The sequence below is a fragment of the Bradyrhizobium sp. LTSP885 genome (assembly GCF_000938305.1).
Lineage (GTDB): Bacteria > Pseudomonadota > Alphaproteobacteria > Rhizobiales > Xanthobacteraceae > Bradyrhizobium.
Window position 1 is genome coordinate 246,648 of the sequence record NZ_JYMT01000002.1, and the last position, 21,196, is coordinate 267,843.

A 21,196-nucleotide genomic window follows, 5' to 3' on the forward strand; every position below is an offset into this window, starting at 1 on the left:
CCAATTCTCAACCCGCTATCCCGCAGAGGACGCCTGCGCCATCTTCCTGCGTTGAACTTGCCCGCCCGACTCGCTAAGCCATTCTGCAAACTCGGGAGGTAGGCGCGGTGGAGATGACAGGGCCGACGGCGGTCGCGCTTGACAACGCGACGGTGGCGTTTCGGTTGGCGGATGGGCGCGTCTATACCGCGGTCGAGCAGGCAAATCTGGCCGTCGCGCATGGCGAGTTCGTCGCCATTGTCGGGCCGACCGGTTGCGGAAAGTCGACATTGCTGAACGTCGCGGCCGGACTTTTGAAGCCCGCGGCCGGGACGGCGCGGATCTTCGACAAGCAGCTTTCGGGCTTGAACCGCGATGCCGGCTATTTGTTTCAGGCCGACGCCCTGTTCCCATGGAAGACCGCGATCGACAATGTCGCAATCGGGCTCGAGATCAGGGGCACGCCGCGGGCCGAGGCGTTGGCGCGCGCGCAAAAATGGCTCGGCTCGGTCGGGCTTGGCGCCTTCGCCAACCGCTATCCGCACATGCTGTCCGGCGGCCAGCGCAAGCGCGTCGCGCTCGCGCAAGTGTTGATCCGTGATCCAAAAATCCTGCTGATGGACGAGCCGTTCGGCCCGCTCGACGCGCAGACCCGGCAGATCATGGGCAATCTGCTGCTGGAATTGTGGACCGCCGACCGCAAGGCGGTGCTGTTCGTCACCCATGACCTCGAGGAGGCGATCGCGCTCGCCGATCGCGTCGTGATCATGTCGGCCGGCCCTGGCGCCCGGATCATCGGCGACTGGCGCATCGCGCTGCCGCGGCCGCGCGACATTTCCGAGATCCGCATGGAGAAGGACTTTCACGCCCTGCACCGCGAGATATGGAGCGTGCTGAAGGACGAGGTGATGAAGGGTTACGTGCAGTCCTCGCAGGCGGGGGCGGCGTGATGTCACGCGTGACTTTGTTGTCGCTGCAAATCCTGGTCGCCGTCGTCGCGCTCGCGCTGTGGCAGTTCCTCACGTCGGTGCCGGTGTTCGGCAAAATCCTGCTGCCGCCGTTCTTCTTCTCCAACCCGGTCGACGTGTTCAGCCAGATCGTCAACTGGTTCTACACCGGCGTGATCTGGAAGCATCTCGCGATCACGCTGTGGGAATCGATCCTTGCCTTCGTGATCGGCTCGGCTGCCGGCATCCTGGTCGGCTTCTGGTTCGCGCGGCAGCCGCGCGTCGCCGCGGTGTTCGATCCCTATGTAAAGATGGCCAATGCGCTGCCGCGCGTCGTGCTGGCGCCGATCTTCGCGCTGTGGTTCGGGCTCGGCGTCTGGTCCAAGGTCGCGCTCGGTGTCACGCTGGTGTTCTTCATCGTATTCTTCAACGTCTACCAGGGCGTCAAGGAAGTCCCGACCACGGTGCTCGACAACGGCCGCATGCTCGGCATGAGCGAGCGGCAATTGATGCGCCACGTCTACTGGCCGTCGGCGCTGTCCTGGATGTTCTCTTCCCTGCACACCTCGGTCGGCTTCGCGGTGGTCGGCGCTGTGGTCGGCGAATATCTCGGCGCCGCCGCCGGCCTCGGCTATCTGATCCAGCAGGCCGAGGGAACGTTCGACGTCGGCGGCGTGTTCGCCGGCATGTTCGTGCTGTCGGCGTTCGTCATCCTGATCGACATGGCCGTGACTGTGGTGGAGAAGCGGCTGCTTGTCTGGCGGCCGACGGTGGCGCCGCGGGATTAGGACGGGCCCGCCGCGAGTTGATCTCCACGTGCGGCGACATAGATGAAGCTGTGCCCGACTCGGCCACCACAGCGGCTCCTATCATCGCACCATTCAACCCGAAGAGTACTCGCTCATGCGCCCCCACATCATCTGCCACATGGGCACGTCGATCGACGGCCGCCTTCATCCCAGCCGTTTTACCGCGGTGGCGGCGGGCATCTCTGCCAGTGTCCTGCGCGGACATTATGAAAGGATCCACGACGGCTTCGACGCCGATGGATGGATCATCGGCCGCAAAACCATGAGCGAAATGGCCAAAGGAACCGAGCGACACATCGCCAAGGCGCTAAGGGTTCCACGCGAGACCCACGTCGCCAGGCGCCATGGCCGCAAGCTCGCGGTCGGTATCGACCCTTCGGGCCGCGTCCACTATGGCAAGGACAATGTCGGCGGCGACCACGCCGTGGCGGTGCTGGGCGAGCAAGTCTCCGACGCCTATCTCGCCGAACTGCGCGAGGACGGCGTGTCCTATATCTTTGCTGGCCCAAAGGGCGATGATCTGCCCCGCGCCATGGAGCAGCTTGGCTCGGTGTTCGGCGTCAAGAAGATGCTTCTTGAAGGCGGCGGCGGGATCAATGGCGCGTTCCTCAAGCACAGGCTGATCGACGAATTCAGCACGTTGATCCATCCGGCCGTCGACGGCGTGGCTGGGACGCAAAGCATCGTCGACTATCACGGCCCGGAAGGCGATCGACCCGGCGCCGGGCAGGCGCTCCGGCTGACCCACTGCGAGACGCTCGAGGGCGGCATGGTCTGGCTGCGTCACGCCGTGGAGCGTGCACCCGGTTGATGGGGCTGCGATAGCCAGTGCCGTGATCGCGGCGTGGGATACGGCGTGTCAGGCATCTCGCCGAGCGCGACAATCACGCGGGTTCAACTGCGGGCGTCGAGTCCATCAGCCCGCGGATCTTGTCCACCACATCAGGGTCGGTCGGATTGTAGACGATCATGCTGAGGTCCGGACGGCCATCGATCGCGAACGCGGAATATTCGAAGGAGACCGGGCCGAGAACGGGGTGCCTGAGGTGCTTGACGGCCTCCCCGTGGCTGCGAACGTCGTTGTCGCGCCACATCGCCGCGAATTCGGGGCTCAGCCGGCAGAGCTCATCGACGAGTGGTTGCACCTCCGCCGCGGCGCCTGCGCGCGCGGCGTCGACCCTGAATGCGCCCACCACGAACCGCGCCACGCTCTCCCAATTGGCCTGCGCGGCGCGGACGCGCGGATCGAGAAAGATGAATCGCAAGACGTTGCGCTGGTGCGGCGGCAGCGCGCCATAGTCGGTCAGCATGATGGTCGCGGCCCTGTTCCAGGCCACGATATCCCAGGTCGCGGTCCTGATGATGGCGGGGCTCGGCAGCAAGGCGTCGAGCACGCGCTGCAGCCGCGGCGTTACACCTTCGTTCTTCTGGTAGCGCACCTCGGGCGAGCGGCCGAGGCCGAGCAGGAACAGATGCTCGCGCTCGACATCCGTCAGCATCAGCGCGCGGGCAATCCTGTCGAGCACATCGGCCGAGGGCGCGCCGCCGCGGCCCTGTTCGAGCCATGTGTACCAGGTCGCACTGATGTTGGCGCGCTGCGCGACTTCCTCGCGGCGCAGGCCGGGCGTGCGCCGGCGCCCTGAAGGAAAGCCGAACGCGGCCGGATCGAGCTTGGCGCGGCGGCCCTTCAGATAGGTCCCGAGCAGGTTTTCAGCGACGTATTCGCTCATCCGGTTAGCTATTATACCATGATAAGATCACTACTTTACCAGAATAGCCTAACAGCCGAGATGTGTCTCCAACGAAACTTGGAGACTTGCTCATGCGCATATTTGTCACTGGAGCCACCGGTTGGGTCGGCTCGGCCGTTACGAAAGACCTGATCGCCGCCGGCCATCAGGTGCTCGGCATGACCCGCTCGGACAAGGGCGCGGAAGCACTGGCCGCCGATGGCGCCGAGGTTCACTACGGGACGCTCGAAGATCTGGATAGCCTGCGAAGCGGCGCGGCGCAGTCGGACGCCGTGATCCATTGCGCCTTCAATCACGACTTTTCGAGGTTCGCACAGAACTGCGAGGATGACCGCCGCGCCATCGAGGCACTTGGCGCTGTGTTGGAAGGGTCGAAGCGCCCGTTGATCACCACGTCTGGCGTCGCGCGCGTGGCGCTAGGCCGCGTCGCGACCGAGGACGATCCGCCGATTCCCGTCTCGTCCACCTATCCGCGCGCGTCCGAAGCGACGACCACGGCGGTGGCGGCGCGCGGCGTGCGCGCCGCCGTGGTCCGGCTTCCGCCGTCGGTACATGGTCATGGCGATCATGGTTTCGTGCCACGTCTCGTCAGCTTCGCGCGCGAGAAGGGCATCTCCGTCTATATCGGCGAGGGGCTCAACCGCTGGCCGGGGGTGCATCGCCTCGATGCGGCGCGCGTCTATCGCCTTGCGCTCGAGCGTGGCGTCGAAGGCGGACCGTTCCATGCCGTGGCCGACGAGGGCGTGCCGTTCAAGGCAATCGCCGAGGTGATTGCCCGCCGCCTCAACATTCCCCTGGTCTCGAAATCGCCTGACGAAGCGATGGAGCACTTCGGCTTCTTCGGCCGATTCGTGAGTTTCGACGTTCCAACCTCCAGCGCGCGCACCAGGTCGCGGCTCGACTGGCAGCCGCAACAGCCTGGGCTGATCGCCGATATCGATCACCCCGCCTATTTCGCGCAATAGCGATTGACCGTCATTGCGAGGAGCAAAGCGACGAAGCAATCTATGCGTCCGCGTGCGCGGAGAGATGGATTGCTTCGCTGGTGCTCGCAATGGCGGGTGAGGGAGCTTCGTCAATCCAGCAGCTTCGCATCGTCGGGCACCTGCAGCGGCGCCTTGATTGCGGCTGTTCGAGATCGAACGACAAGCCCGCGCTAGGTCGTGTAACACTTGCGCCATCATTCGTGACTCGTCTTCCGCGGACGGCGCGTGCATGAAGGGGCGAGGCCGTGCAGGGAGCGGGCTTGGGGGCTTTGGGGGCCAGGGGCGCAAATGCTCGACGAAACGTCACCGCGTTATGCCGGCTGGCGTGTCGTGCTTGCCTGCTTCCTGATGGCGTTGTCGATCTTCGGCTTCGCCTTGTATGGCCACGGTGTCTACCTGGCCGAGTTGCAGCGCTTGAACGGCTGGTCGGCCTCGCTGATATCGGGCGCAAGCACGCTCTCGCTCCTGATAGGCAATGTGGTTGTCATATTCACCGACGAGATCGTGGCGCGCCTTGGAGTGAGGCGCCTTGTGCTCGCGGGAATCGCGAGCCTTGCCGGCTCGATGGCGCTGCTCGCATTTGCGTCCGCACCCTGGACGCTCTACGCGGCGTTTGCGCTGATGTCGCTCGGATGGGTCGGGATGGGCACGGTCGTCATTTCTGCGCTTGTCGGCTCATGGTTCGTGAAGCGGCGAGGCCTGGCGATCAGCCTGGCATTCCTCGGTGCAAGCTCGGGTGGCGTCATCGTGACGCCGCTGCTGGTGCTGCTCGTCGCCCATGTCGGCTTCCAGGCGGCGATGCTGATCGCGGGCACGGCCATGGTTGCCATTCTCGTGCCGGTCACCTTCGCCTGGGTTGGCGCGCCGTCAGCATCCGCCGGCCCGGTCGTCCCAAGGATAGGCGATCCGTCCCAACCGCAAGCAAGCGTGCGGCCTGACGGCATCTCGCGTCGGCAGGTCGTGCGGCGGCTGGCGTTCTGGACAATCGCGATTCCCTTCGCGCTGGGCGTGATGGCGCAGGTCGGCTTCATCGTGCACCAGATCGCAATCCTGGAGCCGAAGATCGGTCCCGTGCGCGCCGGGCTTGCTGTCAGCGTGATGACATCGATGGCGATTGTCGGACGGCTTTCCCTCGGCATGGTCGCCGATCGCATCGATCCGCGGATTGCGGCGGCGGCATCTCTCCTGAGCCAGGCCGCGGCTTTGCTGGCGATCTGGCAGACGGACGATGTTCGGATGGTCCTCGCAGCCTCCGCCGTCTTCGGCTTTTCCATCGGCAACCTCATCACGCTGCCGCCGCTGATCATTCATCGGGAGTTTGACGCAACGGGCTTTACGGTGGTCATGGGGCTGTTCACGGCGATCAGCGGGACGATCGGCGCGCTGGGTCCCGGATTGATCGGCCTGGTGCGCGGCTGGAGCGGCGACTATGGGGCGGCGCTCGTGCTCTCGATCGTGCTGGAAATCATCGCCGCCGCGATCGTCGCCGTGCGAAGTTTTTCGAGTCCGCCTTACGATGCCTAGGATTTGTTAGTCATTCCGGGGCGCGCACAGCGCGAACCCGGAATCTCGAGATTCCGGGTTCGCTTCGCGCCCCGGAATGACGACAAGCGGTCGTCAATCCAGCAGCTTCGTATCGTCAGGCGCCTGGGGCGGGGTCTTGATCGCGATCGCCTTCAGCGGGCGGCCGTTCGGCTTGGTGCCGCCATGCGGGGTGCCTTTCGGAATCACGATGAGATCGCCCGGTTTCACCGCGATCTCCTTGTCGCCGAGCCAGACCGTGCCGGTGCCTTCCAGGATGAACTGCATCTCATTGGTGTTGGGATGCATGTGCTTCGGCACGTTGCCGTCCTGGATCGAGACGGTGGCGCCATCGGCGGACACGAACGTCCTTGAGCGGAGGCCGCCGGCATTGGCCGCGCCGAGCTGGTCGCCCTCGATCTCGCCGGTATGGATGACCTGCGCGGTGATAGCATCGGCGGCGAGCGCCGGGCGCAGCAAATGAGTGACGCCGCAGCCGGCAGCGAAGGCTGCGACAAGCGACAACGTCGTGGCAATGCGATTCATGAGAAGGGTCCCTTGGTGTTCCTCTGGAGTTTCTTGTAGGGCGGATGCTATGCCGCTGATACAGGATTGACCAGTTATCGGAAAGTCGCCTTCTCAAGCCTGCCGCGCTGCACTATCGTGCCGCCAAATTTGGAAGTGGAGGACGTCATGAGGACGATGTTTGACAAGGTGGCGGGTGCATTGCTGGCGCTCGTGCTCGGCACGGGCCTTGCCGCGGCGCAAACCAAAATCACCGTCGCGGTCGGTGGCGGCGCCTGCCTCTGCTATCTGCCGACGGTGCTGGCCAAGCAGCTCGGCGAATACGACAAAGCCGGGCTCGCGGTCGAGCTGGTCGACCTCAAGGGCGGCTCTGACGCGCTCAGGGCGGTGCTCGGCGGCAGCGCCGACGTCGTCTCCGGCTATTTCGATCACTGCGTCAACCTCGCGGCCAAGAAGCAGGAGCTGCAGGCGTTCGTGGTCTATGACCGCTATCCCGGCCTCGTGCTGGTGGTCTCGCCGAAACACACCGGTGAGATCAACTCGGTCAAGGACCTCGCCGGCAAGAAGGTCGGCGTCAGCGCGCCGGGCTCGTCGACCGATTTCTTCCTGAAATACATGCTGAAGAAGAACGGCCTCGATCCGATGGGCACGTCGGTGATCGGCGTCGGGCTCGGCGCGACTGCGGTCGCGGCGATGGAGCAGGGCCAGATCGACGCCGCCGTGATGCTCGATCCCTCCGTTACGGTGCTGCAAGGTAGCTACGCCGACCTCAAGATCCTGAGCGACACCCGCACCCAGCACGACACGCTCGCGGTGTTCGGCGGCGAATATCCGGGCGGCGCGCTCTATTCGACCACGGCCTGGGTCAACGGGCACGAGAAGGAGGTGCAGGCGCTGACCAATGCGATCATGGCGACGCTGTCCTGGATCCATTCGCATTCGGCCGAAGAGATCATGGCGAAAATGCCGGAGGAGATCGTCGGCAAGAACAAGGCCCTCTACCTCGCCGCGCTGAAGAACACGATTCCGATGTTCTCGGAGACCGGCAAGATGGACCCGAAGGGCGCGGATGCGGTGCTCGCGGTGTTCAGCGAGGGTTCGCCGGAGGTGGCGAAAGCCAACATCGACGTGACCAAGACCTACACCAACAAATATGTCGAGCAGGTCAAGAAGACGACGGGGAATGCCAAGTAAGCATAGCATGCAGTCTCCGGTCATCCATCGCGTCACCACGCTTGATCTGGCGTTGCAGAAGCGGCCGTGGCCGTTTGCGGACCAACGGCGCGCCGAGATCGACGCGCACTTCGCCGCCCAGCAGCGCGCGAAACCGAGCCTGTGGAACGGCCGCGTGCTGCTCGGCCGTGATCCGGTGTTCGCGGGCGAGCGGCTCAGCGCCAATTATTTCGAGACCGATTTCGCAACCTTCCTCGCCTGGCGCGACTGGGGCTTTCCCGACAAGGAGATATTCAACGGTTTTGGCATGGGCGCGCTGCTCACCAGCGACGGCGCCTTCGTGATGGGCGAGATGGGCCAGCACACCTCCAATCCCGGACGTATCTACTTTCCGTCAGGCACGCCCGATCTCGACGACATCAGGGGTGACACCGTGGATATCGCCGGCAGCGTGCTGCGCGAGCTGGAGGAGGAAACTGGCCTCTCTCCGGCCGATTGCCGCGCGGACGCGGATTGGCACTGCGTCTATACCGGCCCGGCGCTTGCCATGATGCAGATCCTGCGCGTCGACATGCCGGGCGAGGCGCTGCGGGCGCGGCTCGAGGCCAATCTCGCGCGGCAGGACGATCCCGAACTGGCCGCGATCCATCTGGTGCGCAGCCGCGCCGATCTCAACGCCGCGATGCCGCGCTTCGTCACCGCGTTCATCGAAACGCAGCTGTAACCGCGTCCTTGCGGCCATGCGGAAGCTTTGAGCAGGCCTGCGCCGCGCCGACGCAGCCATGGCGCTTGACATCATCGGCCGCTCCCCCTGTGATAGGCACCAAGAAAACAAAAAACGCAGTGCACAATCTCCGGGGAGGAATGTATGCCGGTCACGAAGGCTGCGCGTCGGCCTGCGGCCGTATCGGTCGCGGATTTGGGGCGTAGGGGACCGCCGTGCTCGCTGTCGAAGGCCTGACCAAGCGGTTTGGCGGCTTTCGCGCCGTCAACAATTTGTCGTTCCGCGTCGAGCAGGGCGAGATCCTTGGCTTGATCGGCCCGAACGGCTCGGGCAAGAGCACGATCTTCAACATGCTGTCGGGCACGCTGCCGCCGACGTCAGGCTCGATCCTGTTTGACGGCCGCGAGATCGCGGGCCTCGCCCCGCACCGGATTATCGTCAGTGGCATCGGCCGCACCTTCCAGATCCCGCGTCCGTTCCATCGTCTCAGCATTTTCGAGAATGTGGCGCTCGCCGCCTTCTACGGCCAGGGCCGCCATAGCCGCGCCAAAGCCGAGGAGGCGGCCGAACGCGCGCTCGCGATGGTCGGCCTGCCGACCGATCGCCACGCCAGCGTCGAAGGCTTGGGTGCCGCTGGGTTGAAGAAACTGGAGCTGGCGAAAGCGCTCGCCACCGGGCCCAAATTGCTGCTCGCCGATGAAAGCCTCGGCGGACTCGACGAGACCGAGATGGACCAGGCCGCCGACATGCTGCGCCGGATCCGCGACGAACTCGGCATCACCATCATCTGGGTCGAGCACATCATGGGCGTGTTGATGCGTGTGGTCGATCGCGTGATGGTGCTCGATCACGGCGAGAAGATCGCCGAAGGCCTGCCGGCCGATGTCGCCGGCGACGCCAAGGTGATCGAGGTCTATCTCGGCACCGATGCCGATGCGAGCCTGGCGGCCGCCGTCGCCGAGCAGGCGCGCCGCCGGATCGGGGCGTGACCGGCATGCTCGAGCTCAGATCGATCGATGCGGGCTATGGCAGCTTCCAGGCACTGTTCGATGTCAGCCTCGACGTCAAAGCGGGCGAAGCCGTCGGCGTGATTGGTCCGAACGGCGCGGGCAAAACCACCTTGATGCGTGTGATCTCCGGGTTGATCCGGCCCATGAGGGGCACCATCGCGATGGAGGGCACCGACGTCGTGGCGACGCCGGCGCACCGCATCGTCAGCCTCGGCATTGCGCATGTGCCGGAGAACCGCCGGCTGTTTCCGCGGCTCACCGTCGACGACAATCTGAAGATGGGCGCTTTCATGCCAGGCGCACGCGCTCACTATTCCGAACGGCTCGAATTCGTGTTCGATCTGTTCCCGCGCATGAAGGAGCGCCGCCACCAGATGGCCGGCACGATGTCGGGCGGCGAGCAGCAGATGTGCGCGATCGGCCGCGCGCTGATGTCGAACCCGAAATTGCTGCTGCTCGACGAGCCCTCGGCCGGGCTTGCACCGGTCGTGGTGCAGCAGGTGTTCGAGCTGGTCAAGCGCATCCGCGCCAGCGGGCTCACGGTGTTGATTGTCGAGCAGAATGTGCAGCAGGTGCTGAAGGTTGTCGATCGCGCCTATCTCTTGGAGGCCGGCAGCATCCGCGCCGCCGGCACTTCGGCGGAGCTTGCGGCCAGCGACACCATCAAGCAAGCGTATCTCGGGGTGTGAGCATGCAATCCTTCCTCGACATCTTCGATATCTACCTGCTGGAGGCCGTCATCAACGGCATCCTGCTTGGCGGCGTGCTTGCGCTGCTGGCGCTCGGGCTGAACCTGATCTTCGGCGTCATCGACGTCACCTGGATCTGCTACGCCGAGCTCGTCATGATCGGCATGTACGGCATGTACTATCTGGTGCAGGTGTTCCATCTGCCGTACTGGGCCGCGGCGCCGCTCGTCATCCTGCTGGTCGCGCTGCTCGGCGCCGCCTTGCATTTCCTCGTCATCGCGCCCCTGTTGACTGCGCCGCCGATCAACCAGCTACTCGCCACCGGCGGCGTGCTGTTCATCCTGCAGAGCTTCGCCACCGTCGCCTTCGGCATCGACTTCAAGAATCTCGGCATCCGCCTGCCGGTGCTGGCGCTCGGCGAGATGAACTTCAGCTACGCCCGGCTGCTTTCGTTTGCCGCCGCGCTGATCGGCATGGTCGGCGTCTATCTGTTCCTGACCCGCACCTTCACCGGCACCGCGATCCGCGCCATCGCGCAGGACCGCCAGATCATGCCGCTGATGGGCGTCGACGCGAAGCGTCTCTATCTCATCACCTCGGCGATCGGCGGTGGACTTGCGGGCCTCGCCGCGTGCCTGCTGGTGCTGCAATATGACGTGCATCCCTATGTCGGCCTGTCGTTCGGGCCGATCACTTTCCTGATCTGCGTGCTCGGCGGCCTCGGCAATTTCATCGGCGGCTTCATCGCCGCGTTCCTGTTTGCCGAGATCATCTCGCTCGGCGGCCTGTTCTCCGATCTCGAATGGGGCTACGTGCTGGCCTTCGCCTTCTTCATCGTGATGATGTTCATCCGGCCCGCCGGCCTGCTCGCGAGGCGACGCTCGTGACCAGCAAGCTCGCCGGCTGGATCATTGCGCTGATCGCACTCGTCGCGCTGCCGTTCGTGCACCGCGATCCCTATCATCTGCATTTGCTGGTGCTGATCCTGATCTGGTCGTTCGCTTACACGTCGTGGTCGATCATGGGCCGCTTCGGGCTGGTCTCGCTCGGTCATGGCGGCTTCATGGGCATCGGCGCCTATGTCACCGCGCTACTCTGGAATCACCTCGGCGTCTCGCCCTGGATCGGCATTCCCCTGAGCATGGTGACTGCGGGTGTGCTGGCGTTGATCGTCGCCTATCCCTGCTTCCGCTTCCGCATCACCGGCCACTATTTCGTGCTGGTGACCTTGGCGCTATCCGGCATCGTGCTGCAGGTCATCACCGCAATCCGCGACTATACCGGCGGCTCGCTCGGCTACACGCCGCGTCGCGCCGGCGGCAGCAGCATCGCCGCGCTGCAATTCGACGACAAGACGACCTGGTACATGATTGCGCTCGCAGTCTGGCTGGCGGGCCTCGTGATCTGGCGCTGGATCGACCGCGGCATGATCAGCCAAGCCATGGAGGCGATCTCGGAGGACGAGGACGCGGCCGCCGCAGTCGGCGTCAACGTCACGGCCGAAAAGCTCAAGATCACCCTGATCAGCGCGATGATGACTGCACTCGCAGGCGCGCTCTATTGCCAGTACCAGATGTTCATCTCGCCCGACACGGTCAGCGGCATCGCCGTCTCGTTGCAGATGGTGTTCGCCGCCATCGTCGGCGGCGTCTATGTCGCGCTGGGACCGACGGTGGGCGCCATCATCACCATCGTGCTGGCGGAGAGCTTGCGCATCGGCTTTGGGACCAGCGCGGTCGGCTGGGACAATCTGGTCTATGGCGTGCTGCTGGTGCTTTTCATCATCTTCCTGCCGAAGGGCATTCTTGGTAGCGTGATCGACCGGATCACATTGCCCCGCAAGACACCTATAGACAAGACATCTGTCGACAAGACACCTGCAGACAAGCCGCCGAGAAATCATGAGCAAGAAACCGTCCCAAGCGCTCGCCGATGAACTAAACCCCTTCGTCGCACCGTTTCGCTTCGACGGCACGGGTGAGTTTCACCTGAAGTCCTACCCGACCGCAGAGAAGGGCGGCATCGACAAGGACGCCGGGACGAAGGTCATCGAGGCCAACCGCAAGCGGCTGTCCGATTTCCAGGAGAAGCTCTACGCGCAGGACCGCTGGTCGCTGCTGCTGATCTTCCAGGGCATGGACGCCGCTGGCAAGGATTCTGCGATCAAGAGTGTGTTCGACGGCATCAATCCGCAGGGCTGCGAGGTCGCCTCCTTCAAGCAGCCGTCGACCAAAGAACTGGATCACGATTACATGTGGCGCGCCATGACCGCGTTGCCAGAGCGCGGCCGCATCGGCATCTTCAACCGCTCCTATTACGAGGAGTGCCTGATCGTGCGCGTGCACCCGGAGGTGCTCGAGAAACAGCGGATGCCGAAACGCCTGGTGACGAAAAACATCTGGCACGAGCGCTTCGAGGATATCGCCGCGATCGAGCGCTATCTTTCGCGCAACGGCACCGTGATCCTGAAGTTCTTCCTCAACGTCTCCAGGGACGAGCAGCGCCAGCGCTTCCTCGATCGCCTCGACGAACCCGCCAAGAACTGGAAGTTCTCGATGGCCGACATCTCCGAGCGCGCACTCTGGCCGAAATACCAGGCCGCCTACCAGGACATGATCCACCACACCTCGACGAAGGAAGCGCCGTGGCACATCGTGCCCGCCGACCACAAATGGTTCGCCCGCGTGGTGATCGGCTCTGCGATTGTCAGCGCGCTCGACAGGCTCGACCTGAAATTCCCCGAAATCGACAAGGTGGAGCTCGACGAATTCAAGCGCATTCGCGAGTCGCTGATGGCGGAGAAGGGCGAGGCGGTGAAGGCGACGGTAAAGAAATAGGCGAGACTGACGCCTGACATGCGCATCCACTACATGAGCGACCTTCATTTAGAAGCTCAGGGATTCCGTGGGCGCATGCCGGAAGGTGACGTTCTGGTCATTGCGGGCGACCTGTGTCATGCGGACTGCTTCGAGGCCGACGCGGCCGACGGCTATAAGATCAAGCAGCGCGAGCGCGTGATGAGGATGATTGACGCAGCGCTCAAGAACTTCGCGCATGTCTTGTTGGTCGCCGGCAATCATGAACATTACGGCAGCATTTTCGACGAGACCGTGCCGAAGCTTCGTCGTGCGCTGCCGGGAGTGACGGTGCTCGACAACGAAACCATCGAGATCGGGCAGGTCCGGTTCTTCGGAACCACGCTTTGGTCCGATTACGACGATCGCAGCGTCGCCTGCATGGATGCGGTCAGGAAACGCTGTGGCGAATTCTTCTTCGTCAAGATGCGCGCACAGGACCAAGCCGGACAGGAAACGCTGCGGAAATTCAGGCCCGAGGACGCGCTCGCCGCGCTTGACACGGCGCTCGAAAACTTGCGCGGCTGTCTCGCCCAGGCCAAGGGCCGGCCGACGGTGATCATCACGCACCATGCGCCCAGCCTCAAGGGGCTTAACCCACATTATGCCGTAGACGCCATGAGCGGCACTTATGCGAGCGATCTGGACGCGATGATACAGGGGCTTGAGAATGTACCGGCCTGGATTCACGGCCACACGCACATCCGCCGTGTCTACAAGATCGGCGGCGTCCAGATACGCACCGATGCACGCGGATTTGATGGCAGAGACTTGGTCGCCCGCAGCTTCACGGGGCAATCGTTTTTCGAGATTTGAGCGTCTTCCATCGTTTTCGGCTCCGCCAATCGCGGCTCTCTGGCGGAGTCCCTGCGCGGGCTCGGCCGTCGGCGGCGACGTCATTCGAAAGAAGGACGCGGATGGCCGGGACAAGCCCGGCCATGACGAGGAGAGGGAAGCATCATCCATTAGGTCAACTATCCTGTCCCTCTTTCCCCATTGCAGGCCGCCGCCCTTCTCGTCTAGAAACACCCCAGCGCGAGCCTCCGGCAACCAACCGTCAACGGTTTTGACCGAGGATTTGCGCTCAAAAGGGTCTGGCAATGCTGATTCGCGGCCAAATTGATGGGATTTCGGTGGAGGTGGCCTTGGCCGCCGCCGCGATCCCGGCCGCGCTGCCCACCCTGCTTATTGGCGGCCTTCTCCTTACCTGCCCCTGAGGGCCGGCTGGGCGTTTGCGCCTGGGCACTCAGGGGGTTGTAGGAGATCACCGAACCCCGATAGCGCCTTGGCAGTATCACGGGCGCAGAAGCTCAAAGGAATTCCTGAAATGACCACCGCCAACAAGTCCGATAAGGACCGCGTCATCATATTCGACACCACGCTGCGCGACGGCGAGCAGTGCCCCGGCGCCACCATGACGTTCGAGGAAAAGATCGAGATCGCCGAGATGCTCGACGACATGGGCGTCGACGTCATCGAGGCCGGTTTTCCGATCACCTCGGAAGGCGACTTCCAGGCCGTCAGCGAGATCGCCCGCCGCTCGAAGAATTCGGTGATTGCAGGTCTCTCGCGCGCCAATCCAAAGGACATCGACCGCTGCGCCGAAGCGGTGAAATTTGCAAAACGCGGCCGCGTCCACACCGTGATCGCGACCTCGCCGCTGCACATGCGCGTCAAGTTGAACATGACGCCGGAGCAGGTGATCGAGCTCTCGGTCGCCAACGTCACCCGTGCGCGCAACCAGATCGACGACGTCGAATGGTCGGCCGAAGACGCCACCCGCAGCGAGATGGATTATCTCTGCCGCATCGTCGAGGCCGTGATCAAGGCCGGCGCCACCACGGTCAATCTCCCCGACACTGTCGGCTACACCACGCCGGAGGAATACACCCGCTTCATGCGCACCATCATCGAGCGGGTGCCGAATTCCGACAAGGCGGTGTTCTCCGTTCATTGTCATAACGACCTCGGTATGGCCGTTGCGAATTCGCTGGCCGGCATCGCCGGCGGCGCCCGGCAGATCGAATGCACCGTCAACGGCATCGGCGAGCGGGCGGGCAACGCCGCGCTCGAGGAAGTCGTGATGGCGATGAAGGTCCGCAACGATGTGTTTCCGTGGTGGAACCAGATCGACACCACACAGCTCACCCGTGCCTCGAAGATGGTGTCGGCCGCGACCTCGTTCCCCGTCCAGTACAACAAGGCGATCGTCGGCCGTAACGCCTTCGCGCATGAGAGCGGCATCCATCAGGACGGGGTGCTGAAGGACGCCTCGACCTACGAGATCATGCGGCCCGAAATGATCGGTCTGAAGAAATCGTCGCTGGTGCTCGGCAAGCATTCCGGCCGCCATGCCTTCGTGCACAAGCTGGAGGAGATGGGCTACAAGCTCGGCGCCAACCAGCTGGAAGACGCGTTCGTGCGGATGAAGGCGCTGGCCGACCGCAAGAAGGACATCTACGACGAGGACATCGAGGCGCTGGTCGATCAGGAGATCGCGGCCTCGCATGACCGCATCAAGCTGACCTCGCTGACCGTGATCGCCGGCACCCATGGCCCGCAGCGCGCCACCATGAAGCTCGACGTCGAGGGACAGATCAGGATCGAGGAAGCCGAGGGCAACGGTCCGGTCGATGCCGTCTTCAACTGCATCAAGGCGCTGGTGCCGCACGAGGCGAAGCTGGAGCTCTATCAGGTCCACGCCGTCACCGAGGGCACCGACGCGCAGGCCGAAGTCTCGGTGCGGCTCGCCCATGAGGGCCGCTCGATGACGTCAAAGGCATCGGATCCGGATACGCTGGTGGCGTCGGCAAAGGCCTATCTCGGCGCACTCAACAAGATCGTGAAGAAGCACCAGCGCGACGACGCGCCAGCCAAGGCCGTGGGCTGACCGATTGTTTTGATCGATGCATTCAGAAACGCGGCGCCTCGGCGCCGCGTTTTTTGTTTGTCGGGCGGATTTGGCACACACCCTTCGTCATTCCGGGGCGATGCGAAGCATCGAGCCCGGAATCCATCGGGCCGCTAGCGCTGAGGTGAAATGGATTCCGGGCTCTCGCTACGCGAGCCCCGGAATGACGAGGTGGTTGATAGCCTGCTCAAAACACACGCTGCAACACTCCTCGCAAATCACCTCAATCGACCGAAACCGCAACCATCCTCCGCCAGTCTCGCGCATGTGATCCGCACCGCGTGTGACCTCGCTGTGTGATGTGAGCCCGTTCACACCGGTCCCGGCGCGTGGAGATTATAAGCAGTAACGGTTGTGCAACGTTATGAAATAATCTCAGGTTGATGAGAGGCGCAGCCACTTTTGCATCGAGTCATTTTCAGCCCTGATGCTCGCCGCCGGCGAGTGTCCTTTCACGGGAGAATGCGTCATGGAAAATCCTCTCAGCTCGGAGCAGATCAGGTCCGCGCTCAAGCCGCGTCCGGCCTTGAAACCGGCCGACGTCTAGATCGCCTTTGAACGGCAGCTCGTGTCGCCGAAGCCCGGCGTCCGGCTGTTTCCGGATCCGATCAAGGGCACGCTCGTGGATCGCCCAGCCAAATCCAGTGCCGTTGCCGCCGACCTCGACAAGAAGCTCGAGGGTTTCGTGCCCGATCATCTGGCCTTCAACCCGCACGCGCCCGCGCTCGAGGAGCGGTTTCAGAGGAAGGCGTTCTTCGATCCCGCGGCGCCGCTGAAGAGGGGGCAATTCATGGCGACGACGATCTTTCCGCCGGATCAGCGCCGGGTGTTCTCCGACACCTCGTTTCCCTGGTGCACGGTGGGGCGGGTCGATGTCACCGGCGGCACCGGAAGCGGCGCCCTGGTCGGTCCGCGCCATCTGTTGTGCGCCTCGCACATGATGACCTGGAACGCGGACAACACCGTCAATCAGGTGACGTTCACGCCATCCTATTTCGACGGCAACGCGCCGTTCGGTAACTCCGGCATCATCCACTGGTACGCCTTCCGCAAGGTGGTGGGTCCGATCCTGAGCGGCGACGACTGCCAGCAGGATTATGTGGTGCTCGTGCTCAACAACCGTCTCGGCGACACCTGCGGCTGGATGGGAACGCGCGGCTACTCCGATTCATGGAATGGACAGTCGGCCTGGAGCCACATCGGCTACCCCGGCGATCTCACCGGCGCCGCGCGTCCGACCTTCCAGGGTAGCATCGCGATCAACAGCACGGCCGGCAGCGACGACCCGACCGACGAGAGCCTGCTGCAACAGGCCGACGTCTGGCCCGGGCAATCCGGCGGTCCGTTCTTTGGCTGGTGGTCCGGCGAACCCTGGCCGCGCGTGACCGGCGTGCAAAGCGCCCAGAACTCGTCGACCAACCTGGCCGGCGGCGGCAACGACATTCCGATCCTGGTGAACCAGGCACGGAACGATTTCCCATAGGCGTGAGCGGCTGAATTAGCCGGTCTCGCCGTCGTGAGTTTCGTTTCGCTCGCCCCATCGTAAGTGAGGTGAGCACGCTCATCAGGCTCCCTCTCCCGCAAGGGGAGAGGGAACCCTTCCCGCCGGTGGCCCCCTAATTCGCCCTACATCTGAGTTGCCCGACGGCGCAAGCGTCTCGCGCAAAAATATTTCGCTTTATCAGAAGAGAAACTCAGTGTATGAATCAGCCCGTCCTACCCGATTGAGGGGCGAGCGCACGTCACGAACGCGCGGTGGGATGCGGTGGACGCCGGGCGTGTGACTGACGAGCACGCGTAAGGCGGACGGTGAAATCGTGTGGTCCCGACGCCCCAGTGGCAGGCAAAAGTTCGCAAGGCGCATACGCGTCTCGCGGATGACGGTGACAAACAAGCCCGGTCTTCGCCGGGGAGAGCACGTATAAGCCGTAACCCATCGCGCAGGGAAAGCCGGAGTGCCTCCGCTGGACCTGTATGCTCGTGTGCGTTTCTTTCTCTCACTTTGCACACGAGACCGCGGGTGCGGCGTGCACCCGGCTTTCCCTGCGCCTCTATTCGATGAGAGGGCGAAACGAAATGCAAAGCTCGGACAAATCATGTCGCGAGAATGCGGAGCTGCGTCCCCATCCACAGATGTCATCGCCCGGCCTGTGCGCAATTGCGCACATGGACCGGGCGATGACACCGAAGATGTGGCCTGCAAGTGATCACCGCACGCTTTTTGCAGTGCAGCAATCACGCAAACGGACCCTGCTAAAGGGGCAATGGCGTTCGCAGCCGCTTCTCTGTATTGGTGCGACCGGATGTCTCGGGGCCGGTGGTTCGTGCTCCGCAATTACGCGGGAGGAAACATGCGTAAGTTGATTTTGGCCGCGGCGTCGATCGCGGCGCTGACCTTTGTGGGGCCGGCGTCGGCGCAATCGCCGATCGTCCTCAAATTCAGCCACGTTGTGGCCGCGGACACCCCGAAGGGCAAGGCGGCCGACAAGTTCAAGGAGCTCGCCGAGAAGTACACCGCCGGCAAGGTGAAGGTCGAGATCTACCCGAACTCGACGCTCTACAAGGACAAGGAAGAGCTCGAGGCGCTGCAACTCGGCGCGGTGCAGATGCTGGCGCCGTCGAACTCGAAGTTCGGCCCGATCGGCATCAGGGAATTCGAGGTCTTCGATCTGCCCTACATCCTCCCCGACCTCAAGGCGCTGCGCAAGGTGACCGACGGCCCGCTCGGCGCCAAGCTGCTCAAGCTGCTGGATTCGAAGGGCATGACGGGCCTCGCCTATTGGGACAACGGCTTCAAGCAGATGAGCGCGAACAAGAAGCTTCTCGCGCCCTCTGACTACAAGGGCCTCAAATTCCGCATCCAGTCGTCGAAGGTGCTGGAAGCACAGTTCCGCGCGCTCGGCTCGATCCCGCAGGTGATGGCGTTCTCGGACGTCTACCAGGCGCTGCAGACCGGCGTCGTGGACGGCCAGGAGAACACCTGGTCGAACATCTACACCCAGAAAATGAATGAGGTGCAGAAATACGCCACCGTGACCAATCACGGCTATATCGGCTACGTCGTGATCGTGAACAAGAAGTTCTGGGACGGTCTGCCGGCCGACATCCGCGACGAACTGACCAAGGCGATGAAGGAAGCGACCGAGTTCGGCAACGGCCAGTCGGCCAAGGACAACGAGGACGCGCTGGCCGCGATCCAGAAGGCCGGCAAGACCGAGATCGTCACGCTGACGCCTGAGCAGGACGAGGCGATGCGCAAGGCGATGATGCCGGTCTACAAGGACGTCGCCGCGCGCGTCGGCCAGCCCCTGATTGACGACTTCCTGAAAGAGACCGGCCGCGGCCCGATGAACTAAGCGGACCTGAACCGCAAATGAGCGAACGCCGCGGCCGCGTGAGGCCGCGGGCAGGGGGGCGTGACCGGATCGCGTATCCGGCCGCGACGGGGGAGATCGATGCTGCTGAAAATTCTCGACAGGCTTGAGGAAATCATCATCGCGAGCCTGATGGGTGCGGCGACGCTGCTGACCTTCATCACCGTCGTGCACCGCTTCCTGGTCGATGTTCCCGTCCTCTATCCGTATCTGTTCGGCATCAACCTCGCATGGTCGCAGGAACTCTGCATCTACATGTTCATCTGGATGGCGAAGTTCGGCGCCGCCTATGGCGTGCGCACCGGCATCCATGTCGGCGTCGACGTGCTGATCAACCGCCTCAACGATCGCTGGCGCAAGATCGTCGTCATGTTCGGCCTGCTCGGCGGCGCGCTGTTTACTGCGATCGTCGGCACCATGGGCGCCAAGTTCGTCTTCGAGCTGATGCACACCACCCAGGTCTCGCCCGACCTCGAAATTCCAAGCTGGATCGTCTACGGCTGCATTCCGCTCGGCTCCTATCTGATGTGCTTCCGTTTCCTGCAGGTGTGCTGGAACTACTGGTGGACGAACGAGCTGCCGCATCATGACGCCTCCCATGTTGACGGCGTCGAGACCAGCAAGACTGCGCCGATCGCGCTTGGAGAAGCGTGATGAGCGCCGCCCTTATTTTCGGACTGCTGTTTGCCCTGATGCTGACGGGCATGCCGATCTCGATTTCGCTTGGCCTGTCGGTGCTCACCTTCCTGTTCACCATGACGGAGGTGCCGATCGAGAGCGTCGGCCTGAAATTGTTCTCAGGCCTGGACAATTTCGGCATCATGGCGATTCCGTTCTTCATCCTGGCCGGCACCTTCCTGACCCGCGGCGGTGTCGCGCGGCGGATGATCGATTTCACAACCTCGCTGGTGGGCCATCTGCCTGGCGGCCTCGGGCTTGCCGGCGTTGCGGCCTGCGCGATGTTCGCGGCGATCTCCGGCTCGAGCGTGGCCACTGTGGTCGCGATCGGCTCGATCATGATGCCGGCGATGGTCGAGCACGGCTATCCGAAGCGCTTCGGCGTCGGCGTGATCTCGACCTCGGGCGCGCTCGGCATCCTGGTGCCGCCCTCGATCATCCTGGTGCTCTACGGCGTCTCCACCAACACCTCGATCGGCGCGCTGTTCATGGCCGGCATCGTGCCCGGCGTGCTGCTGGCGCTGATGCTGGCCGCGGTGACCTTCTTCGTCGCGCAGCGCAACGGCTATCCGAAGATGAAGCGGGCGACGATCGGCCAGCAGTTCACGGCGTTCCGCGAGAGCATCTGGGGACTGTCGCTGATCGTGATCGTGCTCGGCGGCATCTATGGCGGCATCTTCACGCCGACCGAAGCGGCCGCGGTCGCCGCGACCTATGCCTTCTTCATCACCGTGTTCGTCTACAAGGAGCTCAAGCTCTCCGAGGTGCCGCGGGTGCTGCTGCAGGCAGCGTCCATGAGTTCGATGCTGCTCTACATCATTACCAACGCGGTGCTGTTCTCGTTCCTGATGACGCATGAACAGATTCCGCAGGAGATGGCGGCTTGGATCGTCGACAAGAACTTCTCGGTGTGGATGTTCCTGCTGGTGGTCAACGTTATCCTGCTGCTCGCCGGCAACGTGATGGATCCGTCCTCGATCCTGCTGATCATGGCGCCGATCCTGTTTCCGCTAGCGACCAAGCTTGGCGTTCATCCGGTGCATCTTGGCATCCTGATGATCGTCAACACCGAGGTCGGGTTGTGCCATCCGCCGGTCGGGCTCAATCTCTACATCGCGAGCAGTATCGCCAAGATGGGCATCAGCGAGATCACGATCGCGGTGCTGCCGTGGCTGTGTGCGATGCTGGTGTTCCTCGGCCTGATCACCTACGTGCCGGAAATCTCGCTGTGGCTGCCGCGATTGTTGGGAATGATTCAGTGAGT

20 protein-coding genes are annotated in these 21,196 nt (G+C 63.4%); 18 read left to right on the forward strand and 2 right to left on the reverse strand.

The window, feature by feature from the left end; genetic code table 11:
• Positions 1–113 precede the first annotated feature (113 nt).
• From UP09_RS01170 to UP09_RS01180, 3 genes are all read left to right on the forward strand, one after another.
• Positions 114–929, forward strand: coding sequence for an ABC transporter ATP-binding protein (locus UP09_RS01170; protein ID WP_044536152.1), 816 nt, complete (start codon positions 114–116; stop codon positions 927–929).
• On the forward strand, positions 929–1,714 hold the full coding sequence (locus tag UP09_RS01175; RefSeq protein WP_044536214.1) for an ABC transporter permease: 786 nt from the start codon (positions 929–931) through the stop codon (positions 1,712–1,714). The genes UP09_RS01170 and UP09_RS01175 overlap by 1 nt, the downstream gene beginning before the upstream one ends.
• A gap of 115 nt (positions 1,715–1,829) precedes the next feature.
• Positions 1,830–2,546, forward strand: a complete 717-nt coding sequence (locus UP09_RS01180; protein WP_044536153.1) for a dihydrofolate reductase family protein — start codon at positions 1,830–1,832, stop codon at positions 2,544–2,546.
• Between the two features lie 73 nt (positions 2,547–2,619).
• On the opposite strand, the gene UP09_RS01185 is transcribed toward UP09_RS01180, so the two are convergent.
• Positions 2,620–3,465 carry a helix-turn-helix transcriptional regulator gene (locus UP09_RS01185; protein WP_044536154.1) on the reverse strand — a complete coding sequence of 282 codons (846 nt, stop codon included), beginning with the start codon at positions 3,463–3,465 and terminating at the stop codon, positions 2,620–2,622.
• A gap of 92 nt (positions 3,466–3,557) precedes the next feature.
• Between UP09_RS01185 and UP09_RS01190 the strand changes: the two genes are divergently transcribed.
• Positions 3,558–4,451 carry an SDR family oxidoreductase gene (locus UP09_RS01190; RefSeq protein WP_044536155.1) on the forward strand — a complete coding sequence of 298 codons (894 nt, stop codon included), beginning with the start codon at positions 3,558–3,560 and terminating at the stop codon, positions 4,449–4,451.
• A 309-nt stretch (positions 4,452–4,760) separates the two neighbouring features.
• Positions 4,761–5,996, forward strand: a complete 1,236-nt coding sequence (locus UP09_RS01195) for an MFS transporter (RefSeq protein WP_044536156.1) — start codon at positions 4,761–4,763, stop codon at positions 5,994–5,996.
• 93 nt (positions 5,997–6,089) lie between these two features.
• On the opposite strand, the gene UP09_RS01200 is transcribed toward UP09_RS01195, so the two are convergent.
• Complete coding sequence (locus UP09_RS01200; RefSeq protein WP_044536157.1) at positions 6,090–6,539, reverse strand: cupin domain-containing protein; 450 nt, start codon at positions 6,537–6,539, stop codon at positions 6,090–6,092.
• 147 nt (positions 6,540–6,686) lie between these two features.
• Between UP09_RS01200 and UP09_RS01205 the strand changes: the two genes are divergently transcribed.
• The 13 genes from UP09_RS01205 (at position 6,687) to UP09_RS01265 (ending at position 21,194) form a co-directional block, all read left to right on the forward strand.
• On the forward strand, positions 6,687–7,712 hold the full coding sequence (locus UP09_RS01205) for an ABC transporter substrate-binding protein (protein ID WP_044536158.1): 1,026 nt from the start codon (positions 6,687–6,689) through the stop codon (positions 7,710–7,712).
• 7 nt (positions 7,713–7,719) lie between these two features.
• Positions 7,720–8,415 carry an NUDIX hydrolase gene (locus tag UP09_RS01210; RefSeq protein ID WP_044536159.1) on the forward strand — a complete coding sequence of 232 codons (696 nt, stop codon included), beginning with the start codon at positions 7,720–7,722 and terminating at the stop codon, positions 8,413–8,415.
• A 215-nt stretch (positions 8,416–8,630) separates the two neighbouring features.
• The gene (locus UP09_RS01215) at positions 8,631–9,404 is read left to right on the forward strand and encodes an ABC transporter ATP-binding protein (protein ID WP_044536160.1); all 774 of its coding nucleotides are present in this window, start codon (positions 8,631–8,633) and stop codon (positions 9,402–9,404) included.
• Positions 9,405–9,409: 5 nt separating this feature from the next.
• The gene (locus UP09_RS01220; RefSeq protein ID WP_044536215.1) at positions 9,410–10,114 is read left to right on the forward strand and encodes an ABC transporter ATP-binding protein; all 705 of its coding nucleotides are present in this window, start codon (positions 9,410–9,412) and stop codon (positions 10,112–10,114) included.
• A 2-nt stretch (positions 10,115–10,116) separates the two neighbouring features.
• Positions 10,117–11,001: a branched-chain amino acid ABC transporter permease gene (locus UP09_RS01225; RefSeq protein WP_044536161.1), complete on the forward strand. Its 885-nt coding sequence runs from the start codon at positions 10,117–10,119 to the stop codon at positions 10,999–11,001.
• A complete protein-coding gene (locus tag UP09_RS01230) occupies positions 10,998–12,050 on the forward strand; it encodes a branched-chain amino acid ABC transporter permease (protein ID WP_044536162.1) in 1,053 nt (350 codons plus the stop codon). Before UP09_RS01225 ends, UP09_RS01230 begins: the two co-directional genes overlap by 4 nt.
• The gene (locus tag UP09_RS01235) at positions 12,016–12,951 is read left to right on the forward strand and encodes a polyphosphate kinase 2 family protein (protein WP_044536163.1); all 936 of its coding nucleotides are present in this window, start codon (positions 12,016–12,018) and stop codon (positions 12,949–12,951) included. The genes UP09_RS01230 and UP09_RS01235 overlap by 35 nt, the downstream gene beginning before the upstream one ends.
• An 18-nt stretch (positions 12,952–12,969) precedes the next feature.
• Complete coding sequence (locus UP09_RS01240) at positions 12,970–13,785, forward strand: metallophosphoesterase (protein WP_082069918.1); 816 nt, start codon at positions 12,970–12,972, stop codon at positions 13,783–13,785.
• Positions 13,786–14,296: 511 nt separating this feature from the next.
• A complete protein-coding gene (locus tag UP09_RS01245; protein ID WP_044536165.1) occupies positions 14,297–15,859 on the forward strand; it encodes a 2-isopropylmalate synthase in 1,563 nt (520 codons plus the stop codon).
• A gap of 589 nt (positions 15,860–16,448) precedes the next feature.
• On the forward strand, positions 16,449–17,363 hold the full coding sequence (locus tag UP09_RS01250) for a trypsin-like serine peptidase (protein WP_044536166.1): 915 nt from the start codon (positions 16,449–16,451) through the stop codon (positions 17,361–17,363).
• A gap of 868 nt (positions 17,364–18,231) precedes the next feature.
• Positions 18,232–19,236, forward strand: coding sequence for a TRAP transporter substrate-binding protein (locus tag UP09_RS01255; RefSeq protein WP_044536167.1), 1,005 nt, complete (start codon positions 18,232–18,234; stop codon positions 19,234–19,236).
• A 99-nt stretch (positions 19,237–19,335) separates the two neighbouring features.
• Complete coding sequence (locus UP09_RS01260) at positions 19,336–19,908, forward strand: TRAP transporter small permease (protein ID WP_044536168.1); 573 nt, start codon at positions 19,336–19,338, stop codon at positions 19,906–19,908.
• Positions 19,908–21,194 carry a TRAP transporter large permease gene (locus UP09_RS01265; RefSeq protein ID WP_044536169.1) on the forward strand — a complete coding sequence of 429 codons (1,287 nt, stop codon included), beginning with the start codon at positions 19,908–19,910 and terminating at the stop codon, positions 21,192–21,194. The genes UP09_RS01260 and UP09_RS01265 overlap by 1 nt, the downstream gene beginning before the upstream one ends.
• The last annotated feature ends 2 nt before the right edge of the window (positions 21,195–21,196 follow it).